At 68.4% G+C, this 18,925-nt stretch carries 14 protein-coding genes; 11 read left to right on the forward strand and 3 right to left on the reverse strand.

The window, feature by feature from the left end; genetic code table 11:
• Positions 1-31: 31 nt before the first annotated feature.
• Genes ACFTSF_RS28755 through ACFTSF_RS28765 form a run of 3 tightly spaced genes read right to left on the reverse strand, consistent with a single transcriptional unit; the run spans position 32 to position 4,617 of the window.
• A complete protein-coding gene (locus ACFTSF_RS28755) occupies positions 32-2,392 on the reverse strand; it encodes a transglutaminaseTgpA domain-containing protein (protein WP_380157170.1) in 2,361 nt (786 codons plus the stop codon).
• The gene (locus tag ACFTSF_RS28760) at positions 2,389-3,675 is read right to left on the reverse strand and encodes a DUF58 domain-containing protein (protein ID WP_344150815.1); all 1,287 of its coding nucleotides are present in this window, start codon (positions 3,673-3,675) and stop codon (positions 2,389-2,391) included. The genes ACFTSF_RS28755 and ACFTSF_RS28760 overlap by 4 nt, the downstream gene beginning before the upstream one ends.
• 3 nt (positions 3,676-3,678) lie before the next feature.
• A complete protein-coding gene (locus ACFTSF_RS28765; protein ID WP_380157345.1) occupies positions 3,679-4,617 on the reverse strand; it encodes an AAA family ATPase in 939 nt (312 codons plus the stop codon).
• 479 nt (positions 4,618-5,096) lie between these two features.
• On the opposite strand from ACFTSF_RS28765, the gene mraZ reads away from it, so the two are divergent.
• The 11 genes from mraZ (at position 5,097) to murC (ending at position 18,908) form a co-directional block, all read left to right on the forward strand.
• A complete protein-coding gene (mraZ, locus tag ACFTSF_RS28770) occupies positions 5,097-5,528 on the forward strand; it encodes a division/cell wall cluster transcriptional repressor MraZ (RefSeq protein ID WP_132410748.1) in 432 nt (143 codons plus the stop codon).
• A 242-nt stretch (positions 5,529-5,770) separates the two neighbouring features.
• Positions 5,771-6,736 (forward strand): 16S rRNA (cytosine(1402)-N(4))-methyltransferase RsmH, encoded by a 966-nt coding sequence (gene rsmH / locus ACFTSF_RS28775; RefSeq protein WP_344150819.1) that lies wholly within the window; start codon positions 5,771-5,773, stop codon positions 6,734-6,736.
• Positions 6,736-7,374: a hypothetical protein gene (locus tag ACFTSF_RS28780; protein ID WP_380157172.1), complete on the forward strand. Its 639-nt coding sequence runs from the start codon at positions 6,736-6,738 to the stop codon at positions 7,372-7,374. The genes rsmH and ACFTSF_RS28780 overlap by 1 nt, the downstream gene beginning before the upstream one ends.
• Positions 7,375-7,378: 4 nt before the next feature.
• Positions 7,379-9,589 carry a peptidoglycan D,D-transpeptidase FtsI family protein gene (locus ACFTSF_RS28785; protein WP_380157174.1) on the forward strand — a complete coding sequence of 737 codons (2,211 nt, stop codon included), beginning with the start codon at positions 7,379-7,381 and terminating at the stop codon, positions 9,587-9,589.
• A 62-nt stretch (positions 9,590-9,651) separates the two neighbouring features.
• A complete protein-coding gene (locus tag ACFTSF_RS28790) occupies positions 9,652-11,175 on the forward strand; it encodes a UDP-N-acetylmuramoyl-L-alanyl-D-glutamate--2,6-diaminopimelate ligase (RefSeq protein WP_380157176.1) in 1,524 nt (507 codons plus the stop codon).
• Complete coding sequence (gene murF / locus ACFTSF_RS28795) at positions 11,172-12,566, forward strand: UDP-N-acetylmuramoyl-tripeptide--D-alanyl-D-alanine ligase (RefSeq protein WP_380157178.1); 1,395 nt, start codon at positions 11,172-11,174, stop codon at positions 12,564-12,566. Before ACFTSF_RS28790 ends, murF begins: the two co-directional genes overlap by 4 nt.
• A 29-nt stretch (positions 12,567-12,595) precedes the next feature.
• On the forward strand, positions 12,596-13,639 hold the full coding sequence (gene mraY, locus ACFTSF_RS28800; RefSeq protein ID WP_380157347.1) for a phospho-N-acetylmuramoyl-pentapeptide-transferase: 1,044 nt from the start codon (positions 12,596-12,598) through the stop codon (positions 13,637-13,639).
• Positions 13,636-15,072: a UDP-N-acetylmuramoyl-L-alanine--D-glutamate ligase gene (murD, locus tag ACFTSF_RS28805; RefSeq protein ID WP_380157179.1), complete on the forward strand. Its 1,437-nt coding sequence runs from the start codon at positions 13,636-13,638 to the stop codon at positions 15,070-15,072. Before mraY ends, murD begins: the two co-directional genes overlap by 4 nt.
• A gap of 14 nt (positions 15,073-15,086) precedes the next feature.
• Positions 15,087-16,334, forward strand: a complete 1,248-nt coding sequence (ftsW, locus tag ACFTSF_RS28810; protein ID WP_344150837.1) for a putative lipid II flippase FtsW — start codon at positions 15,087-15,089, stop codon at positions 16,332-16,334.
• A 28-nt stretch (positions 16,335-16,362) separates the two neighbouring features.
• Complete coding sequence (gene murG / locus ACFTSF_RS28815; RefSeq protein ID WP_344150840.1) at positions 16,363-17,451, forward strand: undecaprenyldiphospho-muramoylpentapeptide beta-N-acetylglucosaminyltransferase; 1,089 nt, start codon at positions 16,363-16,365, stop codon at positions 17,449-17,451.
• Positions 17,448-18,908: a UDP-N-acetylmuramate--L-alanine ligase gene (murC, locus tag ACFTSF_RS28820; RefSeq protein ID WP_380157181.1), complete on the forward strand. Its 1,461-nt coding sequence runs from the start codon at positions 17,448-17,450 to the stop codon at positions 18,906-18,908. Before murG ends, murC begins: the two co-directional genes overlap by 4 nt.
• Positions 18,909-18,925: the final 17 nt, after the last annotated feature.

Below are 18,925 nucleotides of genomic sequence, written 5' to 3' on the forward strand. Positions count from 1 at the left end.
GGGGTGTTCTCGTTGCTGGGGCCGGTGACCCTCAGTTGGCGTGCCGGCGGCGGAGGATCGTGCTCCGCAACCGGGCCAGCAGCAGGTCGAACTCGTCCAGGAGATCGGACGCCTCGGTGGTCCCGCGGCTCAGGTACCAGCGCCACGACGCCGGCAGCAGCCGCGCGCGCCAGCGCCGACGGGCCGGTGCCTGCTTCCACAGTGCCTTCCGAATCACCGTCACGTCCGGTCGCAGATCCGTGGCCACATCGGCCTGACCGGCGTACCGCATCGCTTCGACGCTGCGGGCGAGCCGCAGGGCCGACGGATGTGCCTCATCGGGCAGTTTGGTGACGAGCCATTCGCCCGTCTGCCGAGGTGTCGAGACGTCGTTCCAGTCCAGGCCCAGGTCCCGCGACGTGTCGCGGACCTCCGACCAGAGTCCTTCGGCCGCGACCCGGCTCGGTGCGCGGCTGTAGCGACGCCGGCGGTTCAGGCTGCGCAGGATCCACGGAATCAGCAGGACCAGTACGACGATTGCCGCGATCCCGAGTGTCCGAGCGCCACCGTTGGTGAACCAGTTGCCGCTGTCGAAGGCCGCGGCACCGTTGTCGTCGTTCAGGTTGCGGCCGTTTTCCGGCTTCTCGATTCCCGGGTCCTCGGTCTGGCCCGGCGTGGTCGGCGCGGTGGTCGGTGCCGTGGTCGGGCTGGTCGGGTTCGACGACGGGATCGTCCACTCCGGCGTACTGGCGACGCGGGAGGCCGGGGTCGGCTCGAACCGGACCCAGCCGACGCTCTCGAAGTACAGCTCCGGCCAGGCGTGCATGTCGTGCATGCGAACCGTGTACTGACCGTTCGCCCCGGCCTGGCCGGGCAGGAAGCCGATGCCGACCCGGGACGGGATCCCGGCGATCCGTGCCATCAGCGCCATCCCGGTCGCGAACTGCTCGCAGTACCCAGTCTTGTTCTCGAGCAGGAAGTCCTCGATCGCCTTCATCCCGCTGCCGCGCTGGTTCGTCGTGCTGTAGGTGTAGCCACCCTCGGTGCGGAACCACTTCTGCAGGGCCACGGCCATCAGGTATTTGTTGCCGTTGGCATCTGCCGTGATCTGCCGGGTCAGGTCGGTGATCCTCGGCGGCACGCTGCGCGGCAGCCGGGAGCTGATCTCGTCGGGCGCGCCTCGCGAGATCGCGTCGCGCAACTGCTCTTCGGTGGGCCGAAGGTCGTAGGCGGTCACGTTGTACTTCTTGCCGCTGACCACCGCACCGTCGGTCGAGGAGACGTCCAGCGAGCTGGCGTCGTACTGCCAGTTGCGGCGCAGTGAAATCGACTGGGCCGGGTAGGGGATCGGTGCGAACTGGGACCGGAAGACCTTGTTGACGTCGATCTCCATCTTGACCTTCTGCACCCGCGCGAGGTCACCGGTGAACCCGGGGGGTGGGACCAGTTCGTCCTCGATCTTGCGGCCCCGGTTCTTCCGGTCGGAGATCCGCCAGGTGTTCCCGTCGAACTGGTCGAGGGAGGTCAGCCGCAGGTAGGTGCCACCGGACGGACCGCCCTTGTAGGTCAGGGCGACGTCGTTCTTGGGGCGTTTGAGGTTCTTGCCCATGTCGAGCATCGGGTCGGTCGTGGAGATCGACGCACCGAGACCGGTGCCGCCGGTACCGCCACCGCCCAGCCCGTTGCCGATCACGCCCTCGGGGAGTGTCGGCAGGAGCGCGGGGAGGATCGCGGCCAGGGCGACCACGCTGAGGCCGATCCGCCGCCCGGCCTGGCCGAGGGCAGACGCCTCCACCGGCTCAGCCGCGTCCAGATGGGAGACACCGGAGATCCGCCGGCCCCACCGGCTGAGCCGGCTGCGGCCCTCGGCGGACAGCAACACGATGTAGCCGATGGCCGGCGGGATGAACAGCAGGGCGGGCAGTCCGCCGTGCACGGTCGCGGCCGGCACGGTGTACATGATCAGCAGGAGTAGCCCGGCCCATGCCGCCTGCCGAATCTGTACGGCGATGACGTGGATCAGCAGGCCGGTCGCCGAGATCACCGTGGTGGCGAACAGCAGCAGGTTGTCGTCCGGAGGCAGGGGAGCGCTGTACTGGTTGATCGAGCTCATCGCGCTGACCAGCTGCGAGTTGAACTCGATCGCGGTGGCGCCGGTCGGCACCAGCCCGAACTTCATCGTCTCCTTGAGGAAGAAGAGCGAGATCAGCTCGACGAGCACGATCAACTGCACCACCGGTACGACGACCCGTGGCGCGCGCAGGTTCTGCAGCAGCACGCCGACGCCGGTGACGATCGCGCACAGGAACGCGCTGATGAACAGGAACGGCCCCGAGAAGACCGGAGTCAGCACCAGCGACCCGAGGACCGTTGCACCCCAAGCAGCCAACGAGATTCTTGCGTGTCCGGTCATGCGATTCTCCCGGTCCTCAGTCCTAGTCCGGACCAGACGGTGGGTAGCTGGTCGCCGCGGCGGACTCTGGCGACTCGCCAGCCGTTGCGGCGCAACTCGTTCTCGGTGGCGTCCGTGGCGGCGGTCAGGCGGGCCGCCTTCTCGGTCGCTTCGGCGCCGACTGCCCAGCTGGCCGCGTCGAGCACGAGGGCGACGCCGGTGGCCTGGCTGGTCCGCCAGCGGTTGAGTGCGGTGATGTCTTCACTGGCGCAGGCGCCGAGGATCGCGATCACCAGACTCGGCTCCTGGGCGTGCCGATCGACGGTGAGTAGCGGGCCGATTTCGGCGTACCGATGCTCCTCGACCGTGGCGCACTCGGTGAGCAGTTGCTGCGAGGTCAGCGGTTGGTGGACGGCGGTCGACGAGCGGTGGTTGATCGCCGAGAGGGTGGTCGGACCGCCGAGCATGGTGGTCGCATACCCGCGGCGGATCCGGTCGGCGCCGATCGAGGCGGCCGCGCTGACTGCCCATTCCAGGCTGGACGACGGGCCGTGGCCGTGGTGCGAGATCGTCCGGGCGTCGATGAAGAGGGCGCACCGGCTCTGCCAGGGCTGCTCCTCGCGACGCACCATCAGCTCACCGCGGCGTGCGGTCGAGCGCCAGTGCACCCGGCGCAGGTCGTCACCATCGCGGTACTCGCGGACGGTCGCGTCCTCCTCGCCGGCCGAGGCGATCGCGCGCGGCCGGTTCTCACCCGAGCCGGCGCGGTCCGCACCCAGTCGGATCTCAGGCAGTTTGTAGACCCGCGGTGTGACCAGCAGATGCTGGCTGCGGGTGAACGTCCGGCTCGTCTCGACCAGACCGAACGGGTCAGCCACCGTGAGCATCAACGGCCCGACCTGGAACAAGCCCCGTACGTCGGACTTCACCGGATACGAGACGGTACGTCGCCAGTTCGGGCTGACGCGGTCGACGACGAACCGGGGCCGGTGCCCGAGGACATAAGGAATGCGGTCCTCGAGCAAGAGCAGCCCGGCCGGCATCCGGCCTTCGTTGCTCAGTGCGAGCTCGACTGTGGCCTGCGTCCCGACCGGGATCTGGTTCGGGGTGAGGCTGCGGCGGACCTGCAGCCGCAGCCGGGTCCGGCCGACGACCAGGGCAGCGACGACCGGAAGCGCGACGAGCAGGATGCCGACGCGCAACAGGTCCTTCTGCCCGAGCAGCAGCGCACACAGCGACGCGGTGATCCCGGCCGCCACGAACGCCCGCCCTCTGGTGGTCAGCCCGCGGAGTGCCTGCCGCATGGCTCAGTCCCGACGCGTGCGGGGCAGCGGCACCGAGGAGACCAGCCCAGCGACGATATCGGCTGCGCCGCGCCCACCGAGATGCGCTTCAGCCGCGGGAAGGACCCGGTGCGAGAGCACCGGCACTGCCAGCTCCTGGATGTCGTCCGGCAGGACGAACTCACGGGAGTCCAGCGCTGCCGCGGCCCGGGCTGCCCGGATGAGGTGCAACGTTGCCCGCGGCGATGCCCCGAGACGCAGCTCCTGCGAACGACGGGTCGCGCCGACCAGGCCGACGGCGTACTCCTTCACCGACTCCGAGACGTGCACGGACTGCACGGTCTTCACCAGGCGGAGGATCTGCTGGCCGTCGGTGACCGCCTGCATGTTCGCCAGCGGGTCGTCGGCGGCGTGCCCGTCGAGCATCCGCAGCTCGGCGGCCGGCTCCGGGTAGCCCATCGACACGCGGGCCATGAACCGGTCGCGCTGAGCCTCGGGCAGCGGGTACGTGCCCTCCATCTCGATCGGGTTCTGGGTGGCGATCACCATGAACGGCGCCTCGAGCAGGTACGTCGTGGTGTCGACGGTGACCTGTCGCTCCTCCATCGACTCCAGCAGCGCGGCCTGCGTCTTCGGCGAGGCGCGGTTGATCTCGTCGCCGACGACGATGTTCGCGAACACCGCGCCGGGTTTGAACTCGAAGTCGCGGATCTCCTGGTTGAAGACCGAGACACCGGTGATGTCGGACGGCAGCAGGTCCGGCGTGAACTGGATCCGGCGCACGCTGCAGTCGATCGACTTCGCCAGCGCCTTGGCGAGCATCGTCTTGCCGACGCCCGGTACGTCCTCGATCAGTAGATGACCTTCGGCCAGCAGGACGGTGATGGCGACCTCGACCACGTCGGGCTTGCCTTCGATCACCTGCTCGATCGCGCGGCGGACTCGTCCGGCGACTTCGGACAGTTCGTCGAAGTCCCCGCCTCCTGCCAGCGGGCTGGTCGCGGTGGTGCTCACCCTGAGTCCTCCCCATTGATTGACGGCCGACACATTCTCACCCGGAGTGAGGGTCGGACCTAGAGCAGCGGATGTTTCGTTACCTGGCGTTTCGGTCCCCCTCCCAGCGTACGGGCGGGGGAAATCCCGGGTGCGCCGTTCGACGTCCGGAACGGGCATTCGGTTCGCACTCTTCTTCTACCCGTTCCGCCACTTCTCCCCACCACGTCCTCCATTTCGCTCCACCAAGCCACCGAACGGCCCCCGAACAAGTCCCTGCAGGCTCAGCGACACGCGGGACACGCCCTGCCGATTTGCGCTCAGGGTGGGGTGTGGGGGGCGGAAGTTGGTTGACGGTGGGGCAAAGTGGAGTAAGGTGGAGCGCAGTGGAACCGAAGTGGTGGAAACAGCTCGCCTGAGACGGAGAGTCCGCAACGGGGAGGTGGAGCGTGTTCCTCGGAACTCACTTCCCCAAGCTCGACGACAAAGGACGGCTGTTCCTGCCGGCGAAGTTCCGGGACGAACTGGCCGAAGGCCTGGTGATCACCCGTGGGCAGGAGCGGTCGCTGTCCGTGTGGCCCGAACGCGAGTTCGTCCAGCTGACCGAGCAGCTGAAGCAGGCGCCGATCACCAACAAGGGTGCGCGGGACTACCTGCGGATGTTGTTCGCCGGAGCCTCCAACGAGGTGCCGGACAAGCAGGGCCGGGTCACCATCCCACCGATGCTGCGCGATTACGCGGGACTGGATCGCGACTGTGTCGTCATCGGGGCGATGAACCGGGTGGAGATCTGGAACACGGAGAACTGGAACAGGTACTCGCAGGAGCAGGAGCAGGCGTTCGCCGATCTCTCCGAAGAGGTCCTTCCCGGCATCTTCTGAACAAAACAATGGGCTAGCGGCACCGCGAGCACACCGGCCGTCCGGTGAGATCACGGGTCCGACCTCCGACTTCAGTGTTGACGCCACTTCCCCGGCGGCAAACGACGAAGTACTTCCCCGGACGTCGTACCCGCGATCTGACCGGACGGAGTCGTCTCCGGACCGCTACCCGGACAGCAGTACAAAGCAACGAACCTGCGGGGGCAGGGTCGCTCCCGCAGCGACGAGAAGGGTCGAGGGCTATGGATGCGTCGGAGCGGCATGTGCCGGTGATGCTGGAGCGCGTGGTCGCGCTGCTGGCTCCCGCACTCGCGCAGCCCGGCGCTGTTCTCGTTGACGCGACTCTCGGCCTCGGAGGTCACTCCGAGGCGTTCCTGCAGCAGTTCCCCGAGATCCGGCTGATCGGCCTGGACCGGGACCCGGCCGCGCTGCGGCTGGCCGGTGAGCGGCTGGCGCCGTACGAGGACCGCATCTCGCTCGTGCACGCCGTGTACGACGAACTGCCGCAGGTGCTCGAGGAGCTCGGCGTACCGGCCATCGACGGCATCCTGTTCGACCTCGGTGTCTCGTCGATGCAGCTGGACGAGGCGGACCGTGGCTTCGCCTACTCGCAGGACGCGCCGCTGGACATGCGGATGGACTCGACCGGTCCGACCACTGCGGCCGACATCCTGAACACGTACAGCGCGGCCGACCTGGCTCGCATCCTGTTCCAGTACGGCGAGGAGAAGTTCGCCCGCCGGATCGCGGACCGGATCGTGCGGGAGCGCGAGACCGAGCCGTTCACCAACAGCGCGCGACTGTCCGAGCTGGTGCGCAACGCGATCCCGCAGGCAGCCCGGCGTACCGGCGGTCACCCGGCCAAGCGCACGTTCCAGGCGCTGCGGATCGAGGTGAACGGCGAGCTCGAGGTACTGCGCCGGGCGCTGCCGGCGGCGTTGGCGGCGCTGGCGCTGCACGGGCGGATCGTCGTGATGAGTTACCAGTCGCTCGAGGACCGGATCACCAAGCAGACGCTGGCGGCCGGCACCAAGACCGACGTACCGGACGACCTGCCGGTGATTCCGGCAGGCCATGAGCCATATCTGCGGGTCCTGACCCGGGGCGCCGAGCGGCCGACCGAAGAGGAGGTCGCGGTCAACCCGCGGGCGGCCTCTGCTCGCGTGCGGGCGGCCGAGCGGGTCCGGGAGAAGGGAATGGTGGCCTGATGAGCACTGTGTTCAGCCCGCAGAAGGCGCGGGTCCAGCCGGCCACGCCGCCCGCGAAGCGGTCGGAGCCGAAGCTCCGCGTGGTGTACGGCGCGCCGTTCCGGCCGCCGCGGATGCCGTTCGTCATCTTCGTGGTGTCGCTGCTCGCGGCCGGCCTGATCGGCCTGCTGCTGCTCAACACCGAGTTGCAGCGCGGCACCTTCGGCATCACCAAGCTGAACGACCAGGCCGGCCAGCTGCGCGACCAGCAGGAGCAGCTGGAGAAGCAGGTCCGCACGCTCGAGTCGCCGCAGAACCTGGCGGACCGCGCACTGAAGATGGGCATGGTGCCGAACCCGAACCCGGTCTTCCTGCGACTGTCCGACGGCCAGGTGCTCGGCGTACCCAAGGAAGGCAAGGCAGGCACCGGCAAGGCGATGTTCGGGCCGGGCACACCGGAGGGCGTGAAGCCGCCGGTCACCCCAGCCACGACCAAGCCGCCGGTCACCAAGCCCCGAACGGCGACCACCAAGCCGGGGACCACGAAGCCGCCGGCGAATGCGCAGACCAAGAAGCCACCGGTCAAGAAGCCGGTGACACCGGGCGCCACCAAGCCCGGTACGACGAAGCCACCCGCCAACACGACCACCGGGGGATGATCGGATGACGGACCGACGGGGAAACGAGCCGCCACGCAAGGGCGGATCCGGCCGCGGCACTCCGCCGCGTTCCACCCCGTCTCGTCCGTCCTCCGCTACAGACCGCACTCGCGCCACCCCGCAGCGTCCCGAGTCCACCCGCGAACGCCTCCTCCGCCAGGCCCAGGAACAAGCCGACGCCGAGCGCCGCGCCGCAGCCCGAGCCCAGAAGCGCCCGGCTGCTGATGCGCCGCGCAAGCGCGTTGCGCCAAAGGCAGCCGGCCCCCGCAAACAGGGTGCGCCGACGCGTCGCCCCGCCAGCGCGGGCGGTCCGCGGAAGGTGGCTGCCAAGAAGGCGCCGGCTAAGAAGAGCACTGCGCGGAAGCGGCCGCCTCAGAACCGTCCACAGCCGCGGCCGAAGAAGCCACGCGTGAAGAAGCCGCCGCGGACGCTGAAGCTCGGCCGCTCGACGCTGCGCCTGCGGCTGACGTTCGGCGTGATGGCGTTCGTGTTGTCGCTGTTCGCCGGCCGCCTCGTCCTCCTGCAGGGCGTGGACCCGGACAGCTACGCGCTGGCCGCGAGCAAGGAGAACAACAAGACGTACGTCCTGCACGCGCCGCGCGGCTCGATCACCGATCGCAACGGCGTGGAGTTCTCGGTCACCGAGGACACCGTCGCGATCATCGCGGACCCGAGCCAGACCAAGCCGGTCGCGTCGCAGTTGGTGTCGATCCTGGCGCCGAAGCTCGCCGGTACGACGACCCCGGCCGAGCTGCTCACCGCCCTGACCGGCAAGGGCCGGTACGTCCGGCTGGCCAAGGAGGTCCCACCGCAGACGTGGAACGAGATCCAGGCCGAGGTCAAGGCCGCGAACAAGGTGATCGCCCAGCAGAACAAGGGCAAGCCGAAGGAGCAGAAGGCCCCTGCACTGATCGGCCTCTACACCGAGGCGGACCCGATCCGCAGCCACCCGAACGGCAGCATCGCAGCGACCGTGGTCGGTATCACCGGCGATGACGGCAAGGGTCAGTCCGGTCTCGAGTACGGCCTGAACAGCAAGCTGTCCGGTCAGGACGGCAAGGCGATGTACGAGACCGACGCGAACGGCAACAAGATCCCGAACGCGAACCACACCGTCGAGGAACCGCGCCCCGGCGTCGGCGTCCAGCTGACCCTGGACCGCGACCTGCAATGGTTCGCGGAGCGCCGGATCCAGGAGGCCGTCAAGCAGTACCAGGCCAGCGGCGGCACGGTGATCGTGCAGGAGGTCAAGTCGGGCGAGATCCTGGCGATGGCCAACTACCCGACCTTCGACCCGAACAAGAAGAAGTTCACCTCGAGCGACCTGCACAACCCCGCGCTGGAGCGCACCTACGAGCCGGGCAGCGTGCAGAAGGTCGTCACGATGGCGGCGCTCGCCGATGCAGGCCTGATCGACCTGAACACGAAGCTCAAGGTGCCGGGCACGATCGACGTCCAGCGCCGCACGATCAAGGACCACTGGAACCACGGCGACCTGAACCTGACCATCGCCGGTGTGATCGCGAAGTCGTCGAACGTCGGCACGATCATGGCCGCGCAGCAGATGCGGATCCCGCAGTTCGTGAAGTACCTGCACGACTTCGGCTTCGGCGAGCCCACCGGCCTGAACTTCCCCGGTGAGAGCAAGGGCCGGCTGATGCAGGGCGACGAGTGGCCGGAGATCACCCGCTCGAACGTCGCGTTCGGCCAGGGCCTGTCGGTGAACGCGGTCCAGGAGACTGCCGCGGTCAATGCGGTCGCCAACGGTGGCGTCTACGTTCCGCCGAAGCTGGTCCGGAACTGGATCGAGCCCAACGGCAGCCTGACCCCCAACAACGCGGCCCCACCCCGCCGTGTGGTGAGTGCGAAGGCCGCCAAGGAGGTGGCCACCATGATGGAGGCGGTGACCGCCGAGAAGGGCACTGCGCCGCAGGCGGCGATCGACGGCTACCTGGTGGCCGGCAAGACCGGTACGGCGCAGCAGGTCGACTCTGCGTGTGGTTGCTACCGCAAGTGGGCGACTTCTTTTGCCGGATTTGCTCCTGCCGACAACCCGCGGTTCGTTGTGTACGTCGTACTGCACGACCCGACGGGTGCTCGGGGTGGTGGCTTTCAGGGAGGTCCGGTGTTCCGCGACGTGATGAGTTTCGCGCTGCAGAAGTATGCAGTCCCGCCGACGGGGGCGAAGCAGCAGAACGTCCCGATCACCTGGTGATCCAGGTTGTGACGCAGGGTCAGGTAGGTGTGACAGGGTCCGGAGCGGTAGCCTCTGGGCCCGTGTCCACCCCTACCGCCGCAGGCGGTGCCGTAGCAGCGATCAGACCCCGGCACGTGGTGCCGGTGACCCTCTCCGACCTGGCGTTCCTCGTCGGAGCGGCGGCCCCTGATCGGCCGGCCGAGATCACCGGAGTTACCCTCGACTCCCGTTCCGTCCTCCCCGGCGACCTGTACGCCGCGCTGCCCGGTGCGAACACGCACGGCGCCGCATTCGCCGCCAAAGCCCAGCAGTCCGGTGCAGCCGCCGTACTGACTGATCCGGCCGGTGCGGAGCGCGCCCGGGAGACCGGCCTGCCGGTGCTCGTGGTCGACAAGCCCCGCGATGTGCTCGGCGGAGTCGCAGCGCACATCTACGGTGAGCCGACGAGCCAGATGCGACTGCTCGGGATCACCGGGACGAACGGCAAGACCACCACCAGCTTCCTGCTCGACGCGGTACTGCGGCGGCTCGGCCCGGCCGGGATGATCGGCACGATCCAGACGCGCATCGGCGACGAGGTGGTGAAGAGCACCCGGACCACTCCGGAAGCCACTGACCTGCAGGCGCTGTTCGCTGTAATGCGTGAGCAGTCCGTGCAGTGGTGCTCAATGGAGGTCTCCAGTCACGCCCTGGCGATGGGGCGGGTGGACGGCGCGCGGTACGCGGTGGCCGGCTTCACCAACCTCACCCAGGACCACCTCGACTTCCACAAGACGTTCGAGGAGTACTTCGCCGCCAAGGCATCGCTGTTCACCCCGGAGCGGTGTGATCTGGCCGTAGTGAACATCGACGACGAGTACGGCCGCCGCCTGGCCGCGCAGACCGTCGTACCGCTCGTGACCGTCTCTACGACGCGTGCGGCCGACTGGACGGTCGCCGACTCGCACCTGTCCGAGCACGGCACGACTGTCATCGACATCCAGGGTCCCGGCGAGACGCTGACCGTGGAGATCACCCTGCCGGGTGACTTCAACGTGGCGAATGCCCTGCTGGCCACGGTGATGCTGCGGCAGGTGGGTGTCCCGGCTGAGGAGATCGCCGCCGGGCTGCGGTACGCCGCCGTACCAGGCCGGATGGAGACCTTCACCCGCGACGACGGTCTGCAGGTGATCGTCGACTACGCGCACACCCCGGATGCGGTCGCGCTGGCACTGCAGGCGGCGCGCGGTGCGACCAAGGGCCGACTGTTCGCAGTGGTGGGCTGCGGCGGTGACCGTGACCCCGGCAAGCGGCCCGCGATGGGCGCAGCAGCAGCCCGTACGGCGGATGTCGTGATCGTCACCGACGACAACCCGCGCAGTGAGGACCCGGCCAGTATTCGGGCCGCTGCGATCGACGGCGCCCGCGAGGCGGTCCCGGCGGTCGACCTGCACGAGATCGGCGACCGTCGGCAGGCGATCGCCACTGCGATCGAGCTGGCCGGTCCCGGCGACACAGTCGTCGTACTGGGCAAGGGCCATGAGACAGGCCAGGATGTCGGCGGTGTGATCCACCCGTTCGACGACCGCGAAACCGTGCGTGAGCTGTTGGAGGCTGAGCAGTGATAGGCGTCAGGTGCGAGGAGATCGCCGCAGCGGTCAACGGCGAGCTGGCGGGGGTGGACCCCGCAGCTGTCGTCGACGGCGCCGTGGTGACCGACTCGCGTGAGGCCGTCCCGGGCGGGCTATTCGTAGCCCTCCCTGGTGAACGCGTCGACGGCCACGACTACGTGGCCGCGGTCACCGAGTCCGGAGTCACCGTCTCCCTGACGACCCGCCCGGTCGACGGCTACCCGTGTATCGTCGTCGCCGACACCCAGCAGGCACTCGGCGACTTGGCCGCACTGGTCATCAGCCGCCTCCCAGACCTGACGATCATCGGCTTGACCGGTTCCTCCGGTAAGACCAGTACGAAGGACCTGCTCGCTCAGCTGCTCGCGCCGTACGGCCCGACCGTGGCCGCGATCGGCTCGCAGAACAACGAGATCGGCCACCCGCGGACCGCGCTCAAGGCCGACCGCGAGACCCGCTTCCTGGTCGCCGAGATGGGCGCCCGGCACCTCGGCGACATCACCTACCTGTGCCGGATCACGCCGCCCAAGGTCGGACTGGTCCTGAACGTCGGCCACTCGCACATCGGTGAGTTCGGCAGCCAGGACGCGATCGCGGTCGCCAAGGGTGAGCTGATCGAGGCGGTGCAGCCGGGCGGGACCGCCATCCTGAACGCCGACGACCCGCGGGTTGCCGCGATGGCCAGCCGGACCGAGCAGAACGTCGTCACCTGGGGTGAGGCGCCCGGAGCCGACGTACGGGCCACCGAGGTCGAGCTCGACACGCTCGGGCGGCCCGGCTTCACACTGCAGCTCGGGGGCGAGGCACACGCCGTACAGCTCCAGCTTGTCGGTGAGCACCAGGTTGCGAACGCGCTTGCGGCCGCGGCTGCTGCGCAGGCTGTCGGTCTGACGCCGGCGCAGATCGCCGAAGGGCTCAGCGCGGCGACGGCGGCGTCGAAGTGGCGGATGGAGGTGCACGAGCGCCCGGACGGCGTCACGATCATCAATGACGCCTACAACGCCAACCCCGAGTCGGTCCGCGCCGCGCTGAAGGCGCTGGTCGCGATCGGCCGCTCCCGCAACGCCCGGACCTGGGCGGTGCTCGGCCCGATGGGTGAGCTGGGGGACAGCCACACCGAGGAACACGACGGGATCGGACGCCTCGCCGTACGGCTGGATGTGCAGCGGCTGCTCGTGGTGGGCGAGGCAGCCCGCCCGATCCACCTCGGTGCGTCACTGGAAGGATCGTGGGGCAACGAGTCCGCGTACGTCGACACGATGGACGAAGCGCTCGAGTTGCTGGGCAAGGAACTGCAGCAGGGTGATGTGGTGCTGGTGAAAGCATCCCGGTTCGTCGGACTCGACAAACTGGCGACCGCGCTGATCGAGGAGGGCGTGCAGTGATCTCGATCCTGTTCGGTGGCGCCGTCTCGATGGTGCTCACCCTGATCGGTACCCGGTGGGCGATCGCACTGCTGGCGAAGCGCGGCTACGGCCAGGAGATCCGCACCGACGGCCCGACGTCGCACGCGACCAAACGCGGTACGCCGACCATGGGCGGTCTGGTCTTCATCATCGCGACCATCGTCGGGTACTTCGCGGCGAAGCTGTTCACGATGACCGAGCCGACCGCTTCGGCGCTGCTGGTGCTGTTCCTGCTCGCGGGGTGCGGCGCGGTCGGGTTCGTCGACGACTTCATCAAGATCTTCCGCCAGCGCAGCCTGGGGCTGCGCAGCAAGGCGAAGCTGGCCGGGCAGACGATCGTCGCGGTGACGTTCGCGGTGCTCGCGCTGCAGTTCCCGGACGCGCGCGGCCAGACGCCGGCATCGCCGTTCATCTCGTTCATCCGTGACATCAGCTGGCTGCAGCTGCTGCCGGTCCTGGTCGTGGTCTGGCTTCTGCTGCTGATCAACGGCATGTCGAACGCCGTCAACCTGGCCGATGGTCTGGACGGTCTGTCGGCTGGTGCGTCGATGATGGTGTTCGGCGCGTACACGCTGATCTGCATCTGGCAGTTCAACCAGAGCTGCGCTACCGCGCCGGGCTCGAAGTGCTACGAGGTGCGCGATCCCCACGACCTGGCGGTGGTGGCCGCCGCATTGACGGGCGCGTTGTTCGGCTTCCTGTGGTGGAACGCGTCTCCGGCCAAGATCTTCATGGGCGACACGGGCTCCCTGTCACTGGGTGGCGCGATGGCCGGCCTCGCGGTGATGACCCGGACCGAGCTGCTCGTCCTGCTGCTCGGCGGCCTGTTCGTGATGATCACCGCCTCGGTGATCCTGCAGGTCAGCATCTTCAAGTTCACCAAAGCCACGACCGGCACCGGGAAACGGCTCTTCCTGATGACACCGCTGCACCACCACTTCGAGATGCTCGGGTGGGAGCAGATCAACGTCGTGATCCGGTTCTGGATCATCCAGGGTCTGTGCACCGTGATCGGCCTCGGTCTCTTCTACGCCGAGTGGGTGGCCGGATGAGCCTGACCACTCGCACCGACGACGGCTGGTCGACCACTCGCTTCGTCGTCCTCGGCTTCGGTACGGCGGGCTACGCCTGCGCCGACTCGCTGTTGCAGGCCGGCGCCCAACACGTGATCGTCCTCGACGATCGCGACAACGAGGCGTTGCGCGACAAGGCGCAGATCCTCGAGGTGCTCGGCGCGACGATCACCCTCGGCGAAGGCAGTACGGCGACGCTCCCGCCGGACGTCGACATCGTGGTGACGTCACCCGGCGTACCGCCGTCCGCGCCGTTGCTGGCTCAGGCTGCTGAGCGTGGGGTCCCGATCTGGAGTGAGATCGAACTGGCCTGGCGGCTGCGTGATCCCGCCAACGCCGCGCCTTGGCTGTGCGTCACTGGTACCAACGGCAAGACCACGACCGTGCAGATGCTGACCGCGATCCTGACCGCGGCCGGCCACCGGGCAGTTGCCGCAGGCAACGTTGGGCTGCCGCTGCTGGAAGCCGTCATGGACCCCGAGCCGTACGACGTGATCGCGGTCGAGCTGTCCAGCTACCAGCTGCACTTCACCCACTCGATGTCCGCGCACTCGGCCGCCGTACTGAACCTGGCGCCGGACCACATCGACTGGCACGGCTCGATGGACGCCTACGCGGCGGACAAGGGCAAGATCTTCACCAACTGCCAGGTCGCCTGTGTGTACAACGTCGCCGACAAGGTGACCGAGCACCTGGTCGAAGAGGCCGACGTGATCGAGGGCTGCCGTGCAGTCGGCTTCACCCTCGGTACGCCGGGTCTGTCGATGGTCGGCCTGGTCGAGGACCTGCTGGTCGACCGGGCGTTCGTGGAGCAGCGGCAGACGTCCGCGCTGGAGCTGGCCAAGCTCGAGGACGTGAACCCGCCGGCACCGCACAACGTGGCGAACGCGCTCGCCGCGGCCGCGCTGGCCCGGGCCTTCGGCGTACCGGCGACTGCCGTCCGGGACGGGCTGCGTGGGTTCAGTCCGGACAAGCACCGGATCGCCCATGTCGCAGAGGTTGCCGGGGTCAACTACGTCGACGATTCCAAGGCCACCAACCCGCACGCGGCGCAGGCGTCGTTGCTCGCCTACGAGCACGTCGTGTGGATCGCCGGGGGACAGGCCAAGGGTGCGACCTTCGACGAACTGGTGATCGCGGCCAAGGACCGGCTGCGGGCCGTAGTCCTGCTGGGGCAAGATAAGGCCGTCATCGCCGAAGCACTTGAGCGACACGCTCCGGATGTCCCGAGGATCGTCGTCGAGTCAACGGACACTGGAGCCATGGAGATCGTGGTGGGGGAAGCGGCGAAGGTCGCACAGGTGGGTGACACCGTGCTGCTGGCACCAGGCTGCGCATCCTGGGACATGTTCGCCAACTACGGAGCCCGTGGGGACGCCTTCGCCGAAGCCGTACGCGTTCTCGCGGACTGATCCGGGGTGATCGCGTGACGTCGATCGCTGACCCCCCGGACGACAGCAAGACGCGTCCGCCGGAACGCCCTTGGATCGCGGCGATCCGCGAAGTGCTCGATCGTCCGCTGACGTCGTACCACATCCTGCTCGGCGCCACCGGCCTGCTGCTGGTGCTCGGCTTGCTGATGGTGCTGTCGGCCTCCAGCGTGCTGTCGCTGCGCGCGAACGGGAACAGCTACACGATCTTCGTCCGCCAGTTGATCTGGGTCGGGGTCGGTCTTCCGATGGCGTACGTCGCCTCCCGGATGACGCCGCGGCACTTCCGGATGCTGGCCTACCTCGCGTTGCTCGGCGCGGTCTTCCTGCTGGTGCTCACGTATGTGCCGGGGCTGGGGAAGGGCGTCAAGGGCAACAACAACTGGCTGACGCTGGGCGGTCCGCTGCAGATCCAGCCGAGTGAGTTCGCCAAGCTCGCGCTGGTGATGTGGTGCGCGGATCTCTATGCCCGCAAGCAGAAGCTGCTCACCCAGTGGAAGCACCTGCTGGTGCCGATGGTTCCGGTCTGCGGACTGATCATCGCGCTGGTCGTCGGTCAGCACGACCTCGGTACGTCGCTGGTGCTGATGGCGATCATGATCGGGATGATCTGGGTGGTCGGTGCGCCGACCCGGCTGTTCGTCGCGACGATCGTCGCGGTCGGCGGCGTCGCCTGGTACTTCGTCACCACGGCCAGTCACCGGATGGAGCGCGTCACCTCGTTCATGAACCCGTTCGCCGATCCGACCCAGGTCGGGTGGCAGGCGTACCACTCGTTCTACGCGCTCTCGACCGGCGGCTGGTGGGGCGTCGGGATCGGCAACAGCCGGCAGAAGTGGGGCAACCTGCCGGAGGCGCACACCGACTTCATCTTCTCGGTGATCGGTGAGGAGCTCGGCCTGTTCGGGTCACTCACCGTGCTCGCCCTGTTCCTCACCCTGGCCTATGCCGGGTGCCGGATCGCGACCCGGAACACCGAACCGTTCGTCCGCTATGCGGCCGCCGGCATCACCGTCTGGATCATGGCCCAGACGCTGGTCAACCTCGGCGCCGTGATCGGACTGCTACCGATCGTGGGGATTCCGCTCCCGCTTTTGTCGTACGGTGGTTCCGCACTGCTGCCGACGCTGATCGCGGTCGGCATGCTGCTGTCCTTCGCGAAGGTCGAACCCGGTGCGCAGGCCGCTCTCAAGGAGACGAGACGGTCGCGGTTCGGGTGGCTGCCTTCACGCCGTACGCGCTAACTACAGAGCTGCAGGAGCGTTGAAAGCTGTGCCCAGCATCGTCCTGGCCGGTGGCGGTACCGCCGGCCACACCTCCCCCCTGATCGCCACCGCCGACGCGCTGCGCCGGATCGACCCGACCATCGAGATCCTCGCCCTCGGCACCGAGCGCGGGATCGAGACCCGGGTGGTGCCCGAGGCCGGTTACCGCCTGGAGCTGATCCCGCCGGTCCCGCTGCCGCGCAAGCCCACACCCGCCCTGCTCGCCGTCCCGGGGAAGATGCTGGCCTCGGTCGCGGCCGCCCGGAAGGCCCTCGACGAGGCCAAGGCCGACGTCCTGGTCGGTTTCGGCGGCTATGTCTCCACCCCGGCGTACGTCGCGGCCTGGCGCCGCAAGACGCCGATCGTGGTGCACGAGGGCAACGCCGTACCGGGGATCGCGAACAAGTTCGCCGCCAAGTACTGCACGCAGCACGTCATCACGTCGTTCCCCGGCTCCGAGCTGCCCCACGCCCAGTACGTCGGCCTGCCGATCCGCCGGGCGATCTCGACCCTCGACCGGGCCGCGGTTCGCGCCGAGGCGCAGGCGTTCTTCGGGTTGAACCCCGACCTGCCGACCCTGCTCGTGACCGGTGGTTCGCAGGGTGCGCAGCAGCTCAACAACGCATTCGCCGGGGCCGCTGCGGACCTTCAGACGGCCGGCGTGCAGGTTCTGCATGTGATCGGCCCGAAGAACTCGCTGGAGGTCGCGCAGACCGGCCCAGCGCCGTACCGGGTGCTTTCGTACGTCGACCGGATGGACCTGGCGTATGCCGCGGCCGACCTGGTCGTCTGCCGCTCGGGGGCCAACACGGTGACCGAGGTCTCCGGTGTCGGCCTGCCGGCCATCTACGTTCCGTTGCCGCACGGTAACGGTGAGCAGCGTCAGAACGCCAAGCCTGTCGTGGATGCGGGCGGTGGTCTGCTCGTCGACAACGCCGAGGTGACGTCCGACTGGGTGCGCGCGACAGTGCCGCAACTTCTGCACGACTCCGCGCGTCTGACAGCCATGTCCACAGCAGCGACGGGCGTTATCCGGACGGATGCCGATGACCGATTGGCGCAGATCATCCTCGATGTGGTGAGGTCTGCTTCGTGATCGTCACCGCTCCTGACACGCTGCTACCGGCTGAGAAGCTGGGCAGAGTGCATTTCGTGGGAATCGGCGGCGCCGGGATGTCCGGGATTGCCCGGATCATGGCGTCGCGAGGGATTGAGGTGTCCGGCTCGGATGCCAAGGACGGCAAGGTTCTGGCCGCCCTGCGTGCACTCGGCGCCACCTGCTGGGTCGGCCACGCCGCCGAGAACGTGGCGAACGTCGACACGGTCGTGGTCTCGACCGCGATTCGCGAGACCAACCCGGAGGTCGTCGCCGCTCGGGCTGCCGGGATCCCGATCCTGCCGCGGGCCGCTGCACTGGCGTCGGTGATGGTCGGCCGCCGGACGATCGCGGTCGCCGGCACGCACGGCAAGACGACCACTACGTCGATGCTGACCGTGGCATTGCAGCACTGCGCCGTCGATCCGTCGTACGCGATCGGTGGCAACCTGAACGAGTCGGGGTCGAACGCTCACGACGGGACCGGCGATCTGTTCGTCGCCGAGGCCGATGAGTCGGACAAGTCGTTCCTGACGTATGCGCCCGAGGTGTCGATCGTCACGTCGGTCGAGCCGGATCACCTGGACAACTACGGCGACGAAGCGACGTACCGGAAGGCCTTCGAGGACTTCACGGCTCGCGTGCTGCCCGGCGGATTCATGGTGATCTGCCACGACGATGCCGGCGCGCGCAAGCTCGCCGAGTACGCCCGCGAGAAGGGCATCGACGTCCGGACGTACGGCGAGTCTGCCGACGTCGATCTGCAGGTCACCGAGCTCACCGCGACCGGGGCGACGCAGTCGTTCGTGCCGGTGTACCGCGGGCGCAAGCTGCCGATGGTGCAGCTGCAGCAGGCGGGTAAGCACAACGCGCTCAACGCCTCGGCAGCGCTGACCGTCGGGCTCGGGCTCGGGTTCTCCGCGGCCGACCTGGCCGAAGGGCTCGCGTCCTTCACCGGGACGGGACGGCGGTTCGAGTTCAAGGGACTCGAGGACGGAGTGCGCGTCTTCGACTCCTACGCGCACCACCCGACCGAGCTGACCGCAGACCTGATCGCGGCCCGGCAGGTGGCGGGGGAGGGGCGCGTGATCGCGTGCTTCCAGCCGCATCTGTTCAGCCGGACGCGGATCTTCGCGGCCGAGTTCTCCGAGGCGCTGGCACTGGCCGACGAGGTCGTTGTGATGGACGTGTTCGCGGCCCGCGAGGACCCCGAGCCCGGCATCACCGGGGCGCTGCTGGCCAACCACGTGCCGCTGAAGCCGGAGCAAGTGCGGTTCGAGCCGTCGTGGTCCGCCGTACCGCAGCTGGTCGCGGACCTCGCCGTACCGGGTGACCTGGTGGTCACGCTGGGCGCGGGTGACGTGACGTTGATCGGCCCGGAAGTCGTTGGTTTGCTGGCCGAACGGGCTGCTCTCCGCGAGTCTGCGCCGGTCGCTCCCGCTCCTGTGATGAAGTAATCGGGTGGGGTTTGGTG

This window comes from Kribbella sp. NPDC056951 (genome assembly GCF_042674205.1).
In the GTDB taxonomy this organism is placed as follows: Bacteria; Actinomycetota; Actinomycetes; order Propionibacteriales; family Kribbellaceae; genus Kribbella; species Kribbella yunnanensis.